General features: G+C 69.5%; 8 protein-coding genes. 1 reads left to right on the forward strand and 7 read right to left on the reverse strand.

The features are described from left to right. Nucleotides 1-136 precede the first annotated feature (136 nt). The 7 genes from AC07NN_RS02995 to AC07NN_RS03025 all read right to left on the reverse strand — a co-directional run bounded on the left by AC07NN_RS02995 (nt 137) and on the right by AC07NN_RS03025 (nt 11,501). Nucleotides 137-2,098: an HWE histidine kinase domain-containing protein gene (locus AC07NN_RS02995; protein WP_494637645.1), complete on the reverse strand. Its 1,962-nt coding sequence runs from the start codon at nt 2,096-2,098 to the stop codon at nt 137-139. A gap of 121 nt (nt 2,099-2,219) precedes the next feature. Beyond that, entirely contained in the window at nt 2,220-2,930 is a 711-nt protein-coding gene (locus AC07NN_RS03000; RefSeq protein WP_494637646.1) for a 2OG-Fe dioxygenase family protein, read from the reverse strand. Beyond that, nucleotides 2,927-3,316, reverse strand: coding sequence for a group III truncated hemoglobin (locus AC07NN_RS03005; RefSeq protein WP_494637647.1), 390 nt, complete (start codon nt 3,314-3,316; stop codon nt 2,927-2,929). The genes AC07NN_RS03000 and AC07NN_RS03005 overlap by 4 nt, the downstream gene beginning before the upstream one ends. A 119-nt stretch (nt 3,317-3,435) precedes the next feature. Continuing rightward, entirely contained in the window at nt 3,436-6,321 is a 2,886-nt protein-coding gene (locus AC07NN_RS03010; protein WP_494637648.1) for a glycosyl hydrolase 115 family protein, read from the reverse strand. A gap of 95 nt (nt 6,322-6,416) precedes the next feature. Further along, nucleotides 6,417-8,339, reverse strand: a complete 1,923-nt coding sequence (locus AC07NN_RS03015; protein ID WP_494637649.1) for a sialate O-acetylesterase — start codon at nt 8,337-8,339, stop codon at nt 6,417-6,419. Between the two features lie 129 nt (nt 8,340-8,468). After that, on the reverse strand, nt 8,469-10,889 hold the full coding sequence (locus AC07NN_RS03020; protein ID WP_494637650.1) for a glycoside hydrolase family 3 N-terminal domain-containing protein: 2,421 nt from the start codon (nt 10,887-10,889) through the stop codon (nt 8,469-8,471). Nucleotides 10,890-11,000: 111 nt separating this feature from the next. Then, a complete protein-coding gene (locus tag AC07NN_RS03025; protein ID WP_494637651.1) occupies nt 11,001-11,501 on the reverse strand; it encodes a winged helix-turn-helix transcriptional regulator in 501 nt (166 codons plus the stop codon). Between the two features lie 90 nt (nt 11,502-11,591). Between AC07NN_RS03025 and AC07NN_RS03030 the strand changes: the two genes are divergently transcribed. Then, on the forward strand, nt 11,592-12,203 hold the full coding sequence (locus AC07NN_RS03030) for a dihydrofolate reductase family protein (protein WP_494637652.1): 612 nt from the start codon (nt 11,592-11,594) through the stop codon (nt 12,201-12,203). Nucleotides 12,204-12,231 lie beyond the last annotated feature (28 nt).

The following is a 12,231-nucleotide window of genomic DNA, read 5'->3' on the forward strand; positions in this document are numbered from 1 at the left end:
CTTGAGAACGAATTGCAATTTCAAGCCACAAGACGGGCCTTGAACGCGGGCGACGCTTTTTCAATCACGTAAGGGCGTGTCCGGAGCGTGTCCCGGATGTTGCGCTTCTATTGCGCCCAATGGCCTATGGGGCAGCCTATTGGGCCAGCTGGGGCGCGCCGCGCGCCAGGGCGCCGAGCAGGGCGCTGGTGGCGACGGGCTTCCTCAGAATGGGGCCGTCGTCGACGTCGGGCTCCTGGTATCCGGTCAGGTAGACGAACGGAATCCGGCGGCCGGTGAGGGCCTTGGCCACCGGCGTGATCAGCTCGCCGCCCAGATTGACGTCCAGCACCGCGCGGTCGACCGGCTGGCGCTTCAGCAGCTCCAGGGCCTCGGCGATGCCGCCCGCCGGTCCGACGACCTCCGCCCCGGCCGCGACCAGGACGCGGGTCAGCTCCATGGCCACCACGGCCTCGTCCTCGACCACCAGCACGCGCTGGCCGCGCAACGAGAGGTTCTCCTCGCCGGCAAGACCGGGGCGATAGGCCGGGGTGCTCTCGGCCGCGCGGGCCTGGGCGCCCTTGGGGATGTCGAGGCGGACCTCCAGCCCTTCCGGACGCCAGTCCAGCTTCACGCGGGCGGCGGCCTGCTTGACCGCGCTGTCGATCAGGGTCGAGCCGAAGCCGCGCCGGGCGGGCGGGCCGATCCGCACCCCGGCGGTCTCGTGCCAGACCAGGTTCAGCGCGCCGTCGGCGTTCCAGCTCCAGGACACCGACAGGCGTCCCTCCGGCCGCGCCAGGGCGCCGTACTTGCTGGCGTTGGTGGCCAGCTCGTGGATGACCAGGGCCAGGGACTGGGCCGCCTGGGCGTCGATCAGCACCGGCGGGCCCTGCACGGCGATCTGGTCGCTGCCGTCGTCGCTGTAGGGATCCAGCTCCAGCCGCAGCAGGTCGTGCAAATCAACGCCGCTCCAGCGGGCGGTCGACAGCAGGCTGTGGGCGCGGGCCAGCGAGCCGATGCGGCCCGACAGGGCCTGGACGTACTGGTCCTTGTTGTCGAAGGGCGTCAGCTGGGCCAGGGACTGGACCACGGCCAGCACGTTCTTGGCGCGATGGTCGACCTCGCGGATCAAGAGACGCTCGGTCTCCTCGGCGCGCTGCAAGGCCAGGTCCGAGCGGGCCCGCTCGCTGGCGGTCCAGATCAGCTCGGCGACATTGGCGATGAAGCCGGCCTCGTCGTCATTGAAGGCGCGCGGGCCGTCGTGGGCCACGAACAGATAGGCCGACAGCTGGCCGGCCTTGATCAGCGAGACGGTGACGAAGGCCCGGATGCCGATCTCGCCATAGGCGTCCAACGCCTCGGGCGTGTTGGTGCGCGCATCCAGGGCCACGTCGCCGACGCGGACGGTGCGGCCGGCGCGCATGTCCGCGCCCATCGAGGGGCCGAAGTCGTCGATGCGGAACTGCAGTCCGCACAGCGGGATCACGCCCGTGGCTGTACCACCGTCGTCGGCGACGATGTCGGCCACGGCGTTGGCCTCGTCCATCTCGGCATAGCCGGCGCGACCGACGCCCAGCTGCTCGGTCAGCATCCGCGCGGCGGTGCGGGCAATGGCCGCGGGATCGGCCTCGTCGCGCAGCTTTTGGCCGAGGTCGAGCAGGGCGGCCCGGCGGCGCTCGCCGGCCAGCATCCGTTCGAGTTCAGCGGCGGCCTTCTTGCGGTCCGAGATGTCGGTGACCAGCACGTAGTAGCCGGGGATCTCGCCGCCCCGGGCGATGTCGGGGACGTACTGGGCCTCGATGTAGCGGACGCCGGCGTCGCCGCGATACTGGATCTCGCCCTCGAAGGTCAGGCTCTCGCCGGCCAGGGCGCGGACGATGTTGGGACGCAGGCGGTCATAGGCCTCCTCGCCCAGCACCTCGATCAGGGTCCTGCCCTCGATCTCGGAACGGTCGATCCCGAACCAGCGCTCATAGGCGCGGTTGACGAAGCGATAGCGCTCCTCGCGGTCGACATAGCTGATCAGGATGGGAACGGCGTCGGCCATGGCGCTGGAGAAGACGGCGCGTCTTTCCAGCGGCGGGTATTGCGGCGGCAGGGCTTGGTCGTCTCGAGACATGCGTGACGGACGCTCAATCCTGAAGGCGGCGGAACCTCACCGTGGCACGGCGTGATCACAGTCCAAACGGTTAACGCGTGAGGCAAACGGTCGCACCAACCAGCGCGCGAGCCTGGCCACGCTAGGCCTGGCTGTCTTGTCTGTATGTGACGACCAGCACATCGCGAACGGCCGCCGCGGCGGGGTCCAGGGGGCGGATCGGCGTCACCCCGTGCAGGACGCGGTGGTCGTCCAGGAACACCGCGTCGCCGGGCGCGACCAGGGTGAACGAGCCCAGGCTGGAGCCGTCGGGCGCGAAGATGTCGGTGACGCCGCTGTCGACGTTCCGGCGGTCGACCAGCATGACGATCACCCAGTCGACGCCGTCGCGGTGCGCGCCCTCGGGCGTGGGCAGACCGGCCTCGCCGGCGCGGGCTTCGATGCGGAACTGGTGCAGCTCGACGTGCCAGGGCGTGGCGGGCGATCCGGACAGCGGATGGAAGAGGTCGAGCCCCGCCGTGATCACGGCCTGGGTCACCGGGTGGTCGGCGATCGCCTCGGTCACCGGCTCGAACCAGCGCTGCACGCCGCCGTTCAGGCTGTTGTAGTCGCGGCTCTGCCAGTGCGGCTGGTGCGGCTTGCGATCGACCTGGCCAGGTAGCGCCGAGAAGGCCGCGAACCGGCGGCGACGATAGCGCCCGCCGTCGGCCATGAAGGTGTCCAGGCCCAGGTCGTTCCAGCTGTCGGCGAAGGCGTTCCAGCCGCCGGCGGCAGGGCCGAGCAGGGCGCGGGTCTCGGGAGCTTCGAAGCGGATGAAGCCCTGATCGGCGAGGGCCGACTTGGCCGCGCTCAAGCGACCACTCCGGGCTTGAAGAACAGGCCCAGCTTCAGGCTGGCGGCGATGCGCTCGGCCTTCCGGCCGACGATGGCGGCGCGCGGGGCGTCGAACAGCTCGACGGCGGTCTGGTGGAACAGGTTCAACCAGGGCGTGAACAGGCCTTCGGTGATGCCCTCCACGCTCTGGTGGACGATCATCGGCTGGCCCTTGTAACGGCCGGTGGTGTTCAGCACCGACGACCAGAAGTCCTTCAGCGTCGCCAGGTGCGCGGGCCAGCCGTCCTCGCCGATCGCGTTCTCGAAGATCGGCCCCAGGCGGTGGTGCCGACGGATGCGCGCGTAGAAGGTCTCGACGAGCTGGTCGATCTCTTCGTCGGTAAACTGGGGAGGCGGGACGGGCATGCGCGGAACATGGGTCTTTCGCGCGTCCGACTGAACCCCGGAGCGATCAAACTTGGCTTCGGATTCTTACTTAAGGGGGCCGGCGCGGTGACACCCTCTCTCAAAGAGAGAGGGATTTCTTACTGCCCCCGTACGCTCTCCGGCGGACCCAGATAGCTCCCCGACACGGCCCCTCGCGACAGCACCAGCCGCTGGAACACCACCCCCGGATCCACCCGCCACAGCCGCACCCGATGCGGGCCCGCCGAGGGGACGTTCAACCGCGTCGTTTGACTGCGCACATTGTCCGCCACGGCCTTGTTCCAGGCGGCCTCCGACTGGTCCGGCTGGCTGTTGACCACCACCGGCGCGGCGTCGTCGATCGAGACCGCATAGGTCAGGCCCTTGCCGCCTCGGAAGTCGAGCGTCGGCGAGACCAGCACGGTCAGGTCCACCGGCCCGGCCTTTTCGAAGTCGACCAGATAGTCCAGCGACGGAGCACCCTTCCCCGGCGCGGAGGCCGCAGCCGTCGACGGATAAGCCGCGACGGCCGACAGGGTGCGGCCCAGGTTTGGGATGGTCTTCCAGGTCACGCCCTGTGCGCCATTGGCCGCGCTGTAGTGCTCGGCCTCGATCGCCGTCAGGCCGCCGGCCTCGACGAAGGCGCCCTTGGCCGGCTTGCGGTCGGGATTGGAGATCATGACCGCAATGGTCTTGGTCTCGCCGCCGACCGTGATCTTCACGTCCGCCGTCTGGTCGCCCTTCGGTGCGCGGTTCCAGTCGACCGAGACCTCGACGCGCAGGTCGCCCGAGGCGTTGGTCGGGCCTCGCGCGGCGTTCAGCCACGACGCCCCCTCCGAGACCGTGACATTGATCGGCGCGCCCTTGCTGAAGACGTCGATCCAGCGGCTCTCGGCGCCCCAGCGGGCGAGGGCGGGCAGGGCCTCGCCGCCGCCTTCCGGCCCGACGCCCCAGCCGGCGGTCGCGGTGACGGTCTGGGTCTTGGGGACGATGTTGGTGTCCGGCTGCTGCCAGATCGTGTAGCCGATGTGGGTCTGGTCCATCATGTGGAGCCACTTGCCGCCGTTCAGCTGGTCGTGCTGGCGGGTCAGTTCGGCGTCGCGGTCGAACAGGTTCCGCACCAGCGTCGCCTGGCTGTTGGCGGCGATGCGGCCCTGGTCGGCATAGAGCTTGTTGCGCCCCGCCGCGATCTGCAGGCGGTTGTAGTTGGCCGCCGCCTTCACCGGGAACCAGACCAACTGGAAGAAGGCGCTGTCCTGGCTCTTCGGGATCGCGGCGCGGACGGCGTCGGCGCGCTTCTCCAGGTCGGCCCACTCGGCCTCGATCCGCTCGGCCTCGCGGAAGTTGACCAGGCTGAAGGTCGCCGCGTCGATCAGCTCCGGCTTACGCCGCGCATTCAGCTTGGTGTAGCCGTCCAGCAGCGCCGCGATCTCGCCCGCGCGTTCCGGCCCGAACTGCTGGGCCGCCCAGTTTCGCGTGTAGGTGGGCAGCTTCTCGACCGGCAGGGCCGCCGGGTTCCAGGCGTAGTCGAGGAAGAACTCGGTCGGCAGCTCCATGGGCTTCAGGTCGCCGACATTGACGATCCACAGCTGGTCGGCGCCGTAGTCGGCCGCCAGCTTCATCTGCTCCCAGGTGCGCTCGATCTGGTTGGTGTTCAGCCACTTGTAGTTCCGGGGGCCGCCCACATAGTCGAAGTGGTAGTAGACCCCGTAGCCGCCGGGGCGCTTTTTACCCAGTTCCGGCAGGCGCCGGATGTTGCCCCAGTTGTCGTCGGCGAACAGCAGGGTGACGTCGTCGGGGACGCGCATTCCCGCGTCGTAATAGTCCTGGACCTCCTTGTAGAGCGCCCAGACCTGGGGGGTCTTCGAAGGATCCTTGCCAGTGACCTCGCCGAGGATCTTGCGCTGGTCGGCGACGATGGTCTCCAGCAGCTTGGTGGCCGTGCCCTCGCTCATCGGCTCGTCGCCGTCGCCGCGCATGCCGACCGTGACCAGGCTCTCGTTGTCGCCCATCCGGGCGGCGCCCTCGCGCCAGAACTTGCGCAGCGCTTCGGGGTTCTTGGCGTAGTCCCAGCGGCCCGTTCCGTAGCGCTCCCACTCGACGTGGGCGCGGCTCATCGGCTCGTGGTGCGAGGTGCCCAGCACCACGCCCATCTCGTCGGCTAGAGTGGCGGTCAGTGGGTCGTCGTCATACAGCGACTTGCCCCACATGGCCGGCCACAGATAGTCGCCCTTCATGCGCAGGATCAGCTCGAACACCCGCTCGTAGAAGGCGTGGTTGATGCCGCCGAACTTGCTCCGCGCCCACGGGCCCAGCGCCGGCTCCTCGTCGTTGAGGAAGATGCCGCGATACTTCACGGCCGGCTTTTGGACATTGGCGCCAGCGGTCACGAAGACGTCGGCGCGCTTGGGCACGGGGACGTCGGCCCACCAGGTCCAGGGCGAGACGCCGGCCCGTTCCGAGAGGTCATAGGCCCCGAAGATCGTGCCGCGCTTGTCGGCCCCGGCGATGACCAGGGCGCGGGCCACGCCCGGGCGGGGGTTGTCGACCACCTGCTGGACGAAGGCCTCCCACTGGCCCTTGACCCCGGAGACGTCCAGCTTGCCCGAGGCGACGAGGGCGTCGATGGCGGCGCTCTTGCCGAGAGTGCCGATGATGACGATCTGGGCCCCACTTGGGGGCGCGTCCTTGGCCGGGGTCTGGGTTCCGGACAGCGTCGCGAGATCGTTGCGCAGGCCCTGGATGGCGCGGATGGCGCCGGGGAAGTCGGTCTGATCGAACTCGATCCGCGCGGGCTTGCCGCCGGCGATCAGCGGGAAGGCGTCGGCGCTGGGGGATAGGGTGATCGCGGCGGGCTCGGCGGCTGCTTCTGCGGCGTGGGCCTGGACTGGCGCGGCGAGGGCGACGGCCGTGGCGAGACCGGCGGCCAGGGCCAGAGCCGAAACGGCGGCCCAGACGCCCCCTCCGTCACGTCGCCTATCGGCGCCGCGCCGCCTCCCCCGCAAGCGGGGCAGGAGGACTGCCGCATTCTCCTCACCCGTGAAGCGGGGGAGGTGGCGCGGCGCCGATAGGCGACGTGACGGAGGGGGCGTTTCACGCATCACTGAACCCCGATCTCGAACGGCCCGGCCGGAAGCCCGGCGCTGTCGAACAGGTTGAACGTCGGGCTGTCGGCCCAGGCGAAGCGGACCTTCGTCCCAGTCCCGGTCAACACCACGGTCGAACCCTCGATCCTCGCATCCGCCCACCGGCAGGCCGTGTCGCACAGCTCGAAGCCGATCACCCGGTCCGAGCCGCGCGCGACGAGCTTTCCGCCGACCTGGGCAAAGCTCACCACCACCGTGTCACCGACCCGCTTGGCCGAGACGACCTCCGGCCCCGTGGTCACGGCCTCGCCGTAGACGCGGCGGGCGGCCAGGGCCAGGCGGCGGCCGACTTCCTGCTTGTTGCCGGGGTGGATGTCGAAGGGATCGCCGATGTCGTGGGTGACCGCGAGCCCGGCATGACCGTCGGCGGCCACCGCGCGGCGCTGGGCGTCGCGCAGGGCGGCGGTCGGGCCGGGGCCGGGCGTCTGGGCGAAGGCGCCGTAGTCGGCCAGTTGCGCCACGACCACCGGCATGTCCGCGGCCTGGCCTTCGCGGCGCTCGGCCATCAGGGCCTGGAGCAGCGGCGCATAGGTCTTGTCGCGGCCGACATTGGTCTCGCCCTGGTACCAGGCCATGCCGGCGAGGGCGTAGGGCCCCATCGGGGCCAGCATGCCGTTGTAGAGGGTCGAGACGCCGGCCAGGGTGTCCCACGGCGCGCGGGGCGGATCGCCGCCGGTGCGCGGCTCGATGCGGTAGGTCCAGGCGGTCAGCGGCAGGCGCGTGCCGTCGGCCAGGGCCAGGGCCCGCTTGGCCGGATCGCCGTACATGCCGCCATTGGCATAGGTGTCGTAGGCCGATACGACGATGACGTTCTTGCCCGCCTTCAAGGCGCCGGCGGCCAGCGGATAGGACCGGTCCAGCCACGCGCCCGAGGTCGCCCCGACGCCCACGCCGTTGAGATAGGTGGTGTCCATCTCGTCGACCTGGCCGACGGCGAGCGTCGCGCTCTGCGCGGCCTGGGTCGGGGTCAGCTCGACCTCGGCCTTGAACCAGACAACGCCGTTGAAGTCGGCCAGGGCCGGCACGCCCCAGCGCTCCCAGATTCCCAGGCCGTTGGGCGCGGCCGTCCAAGACCCGGCCCCGGTCCAGGGCGCGATAGCGGCCTCGGTCGGATGGCGGGCGGTCCACCAGCCCTTGATGGTCTCGCCCCAGCGGCGGCTGGCGGCGACGGGGTCGGTGATCGACAGGTTCAGGGTCGCGATGGCGTCGTCATAGCCGCCGACCTTGCGCAGCGCCTTGGGCGTCATCCACGCCTCGATGCCCGAGCCGCCCCAGGACGCGTGGACCAGGCCCAGCGGGACCTTCCGCGTCTTTTGCAGCTCGCGGGCGAAGTAGAAGCAGGCGGCCGAGAAGCTCCCGACCGTGTCCTTGTTGGCAGGCTTCCAGACCGGCGGCTTCTTGAACTCGGCGGCGGGCGAGCGAGCGTCGGCCTTCTCGATGGTCGCCATGCGGATGGTGTCGTTGGCCGCGCCGTTGTTGATCTGGTTCCAGGCGTCGCCGGCGGCGCTGACCTGCATCTCCATGTTCGACTGGCCCGAGCACAGCCAGACGTCGCCGACCAGGACGTCGCCGGCCGACTTGCTGGCCGAGGCGGTGGTCGCGGTGATGGTGTAGGGGCCGCCGGCCGGCGTCGCGGGGAACTCGACCCGCCAGGCGCCGTCGGGGCCGGCCTTGGCGGTCAGGGTCTGGCCCGCGAAGGAAGCCGTGACCGTCTCGCCGGGCTTGGCGGTTCCGAAGACCGGCAGGGGGCGATCGCGCTGGACCACGGCGTGGTCGGCGAAGAGGCCGTTCAGGAGGGCCAAATTTCCCGAGGAAGATTGGGCGGCGGCCGGCGAGGCGGCGAGCAAGGCCAGCAGGATCGGCGCGAGACGGCGCATGGGGGAACTCCTTCTCTCTCCTCCTCCTCTGGGGGAGGTGGCCCAGAGGGCCGGAGGGGGCTAGCTCGGCCTATGCCGCGCCGGCCCCCTCAGTCGCTCCGCGACAGCTCCCCCAGAGGGGGAGCAGACTTACGCCACCACCAGCTTCGCCGTCTTCAGGTCCACCGAGTTCGGACCGGTCATGATCGTGAACGCGCCGGGCTCGACCACCCGCTTCATGTCCAGGTTCCAGAACCACAGGTCCGACGGCTTGATCTCGAAGGTCACCGTCGTCTTGGCGCCAGGGGCGACCGTGACGCGCTTGAAGTGCTTCAGTTCCAGCAGCGGACGGGTGACCGAGGCCGCCTCGTCGTGGACGTAGAGCTGCACCACCTCGTCGCCGGCGACCTTGCCGGTGTTGGTCACGTCGACCTCGACCGTGGTGCTCTCGCCCTGGCCGATCCTGGCCTTGGCCAGGCGCGGGGCCGAGAGGTCGAAGGTGGTGTACGAGAGGCCGAAGCCGAACGGGTACAGCGGGGCCGTTTCGCCGAACAGATAGCCGCGGCGGGCGGTGGGCTTGCGGTTGTAGTAGATCGGCAGCTGGCCGACGTCGCGGGCGATGCTGACCGGTAGCTTGCCGCCCGGATTGGCGCGGCCGAACAGGATGTCGGCGGCGGCGTTGCCGGTCTGCTCGCCGAGGTACCAGCCCTCGATGATGGCGTCGGCGCGCTGGGCCAGCAGGTTGATCGATAGCGGACGACCGTTCAGCAGGAACACCACCGTCGGCTTGCCCAGGTCGAAGATCGCTTTCGCGAGATCGTTCTGCTGGCCGATCAGGTCCAGGCTGTCGCGGTCGCCCAGGTGATGGTCGGCCCAGGCCTCGCGGCTGGTCTGCTCGTTGTCGCCCAGCACCATGACCACGACGTCGGCCTTCTTGGCGACCTCGACGGCTTCGGCGATCAGCTTGGCGTTGATCGCCGGGTCGACCAGCTTGACCTCGTCGGCGGCCCAGATGCGCTTTTCGGTGATGCGCACGGCCTCGGCGTAGTCGAGCGTGAAGCCCTGGGCCTTGGCCTCGGCGGTCAGGCCCTCGTGGATCGAGACCACGTGGCGCGGGATGTCCGAATAGCCGCCGATCGGCGTGTCCTTGGCGTGGGTGCCCAGCAGCGCCAGGCGCTTGAACGTCTTGCCGTCCAGGGGCAGCACGCCCTTGTCGTTCTTCAGCAGCACGACGGCCTTGCGGGCGGCCTCGCGGGCCAGGGCGACGGCGTCCGGCGTGGCCGTCTTGGCGTCGGCCGTCTTCTCGTCGCAGTAGGGGTTCTCGAAGAAACCGCCCTCGAACTTCATGGTCAGGACGCGGCTGACGGCGGCGTCGACTTCGAACTGCGGAATGCGGCCCGACTTCACCAGTTGCGGGATCAGGGCGTAGGCCTCGCCGTCCGGCAGCTCGACATCGACGCCGGCGTGCAGGGCCATCACCGCCGTGTCGGCGAGATCGGCGGTCAGCTTGTGGCGGGCGATCAGCTCCTTGATCGCGAAATAGTCGGACTGGACCGAGCCCTTGTAGCCCCACTCCTCGCGCAGGATCTTGGTCAGCAGCCAGCGGTTGGCGTGCGAGGGGACGCCGTCGATTTCGTTGTACGACGGCATGACCGAGCGGACCGGCAGCTCCTTCACCGCGCGTTCGAACGGCGGGAAGAAGTTCTCGCGCAGGGTGCGCTCGGCGATCTGGGCCGGGCCGACATTGGTGCCGTTCTCGGGCTGGCCGTGGCCGGTCATGTGCTTGAGGGTGGCGAAGACCTTGTCCTTGCCCAGCGGCAGGGTCGTCCCCTGGAAGCCCCGGATCGCCGCCAGGCCCATCTCGGCGCAGACGTGCGGGTCCTCGCCATAGGTCTCCTCGATGCGGCCCCAGCGCGGGTCGCGGGCCACGTCGACCACGGGGGCAAGGGCCATGTTCGAGCCCCGGGCGCGCATCTCGCGGGCGGCGACGGCGAAGATCTTCTCGGCCAGCTCGGGATCGAAGGTCGAGGCCAGGCCAATGGCCTGCGGGAAGCTGGTGGCGTCGCGGGCGACATAGCCGTGCAGGGCCTCGTCGTGCATCAGCAGCGGGATGCCCAGGCGCGTCTTCTCTACGGCCCACTTCTGGGCGGAGTTGGTGTACTTGGCGGTCTGAGCGGCGTTGCGGCCGATCGCGCCGTCATCGGCGCCGGCGGCGGCGTCGACCACCGTGGCGGGCTTGAGGCCCTTGCGGTCGGTCGGGCGCGAAATCTGGCCCAGGCCGTCGGGGAAGTTCTTGCTGGCTTCCTCGGGCGAGAACTCGCCTTCGGGGGTCTGGATCTTGGCCTTGGTCAGCCAGATGCCGATCAGCTGGGCGGCCTTCTCCTCGATCGTCATGCGACCCAGCAGGTCCTGGACACGGGCGTCGATCGGCTGGGTGGCGTCCTTGTAGAGCGGCTTGTCGGCGGTCTTGGGCTTGGCCTTGTCGGCGGCCAGCGAGACGCCGGGCATGGCGGCGGCCGAGAGGGCGGCGAGGCTCGCGCCGAACAGGCGGCGGGTGAGGGTGTTGGTCATCCTGGTGTTTCCCGAGGCGGCGCGTTGCGTTTGTCAGCGGCTCTGGGGCCGCCTTTGTCAGGCACTATGGGGGTGGTTGTCAGACCACTCAAGTCATAAATGGTACCGGTCTCATTTCTTGTCGGCGACGCAGGCGGCCTCATAGGTCTCGCGCAGCTGGCGGAACACGCTCAGACCTTCGGGCGGGGGCGACGCGTCCAGATGCAGGACCCGCAGTTCGTCCATCAATCGCGCCCAGAGCTCGGGGCCGCCGTCTTCCAGGAGCTCGGCCCGGACGGCCAGCTCACGGGTGACCGGCATGTACCGTCGGCCCCAGGCGCCCATCACCGCCAGCATCGGCACCAGCTGGATGGCCTTCTCCGTGAGGCTGTAGCGGACCTTCTGCTTGTGGCCGGGCTCGTCGGCCTTCGACAGCAGGCCGCTCTCGACCAGGCTCTTCAGGCGGCTGGCCAGGATGTTGGAGGCGATGCCCTCCTGAGAGCCCGCCAGCAGTTCGCGGAAGTGGCGTTTGTTGCCGAACATGATGTCGCGGATGACGATCAGGCTCCACCGATCGCCCAGCGCCTCCAGGGTCAGGTTGATCGGGCAGCCCGACCTTTGCGCTTCGCTCAAAACCACGTCCTCGCAGAAACCGGTTGCAGACTACAATCGGATATGCAGGATGCAACCAGTTGCTAAATGCAATCGGTTTTGGAGGCCGCGATGGGCAAGGTCCGCGTTCGCAATTTCAGCATCTCCCTGGACGGCTTCGCGGCCGGTCCCAGCCAGACCCTGCAGGACCCGCTGGGCGTCGGCGGCGAGGGCCTGCACAAGTGGGCGTTCGCCAAGGACATGGACCCGGTCGACAAGCGCTTCGCCGACGCGATCATGGACGGGGTCGGCGCCTGGGTGATGGGCCGCAACATGTTCGGCCCCGTTCGCGGCGACTGGCCGGACTTCGACTGGAACGGCTGGTGGGGTCCGAACCCGCCGTACCACGCGCCCGTCTTCGTCCTGACCCACCACGCCAGGCCGTCGGTCGAGATGGAGGGTGGCAACAGCTTCCACTTCGTCACCGACGGCGCCGAGGCGGCGCTGGAAAAGGCCAAGGCCGCGGCAGGCGACCAGGACGTCGGGATCGGCGGCGGGGCCTTGACCATCCGCCAGTATCTGGAAAAGCGCCTGATCGACGAGCTGCACCTGGCCGTCGCGCCGATCCTGCTGGGCTCGGGCGAGTCGCTGCTGGCGGGCCTGGACCTGCTCGCCCTGGGCTACGAGATGGTCGAGTACGTTCCCTCGTCGCGCGCCGCGCACATGCTGCTGCGCAAGGTCTGAGGAGATCGGCGATGACGAAGGCGGCTTA

This window comes from Caulobacter sp. GW821-FHT09H08 (genome assembly GCF_059415885.1).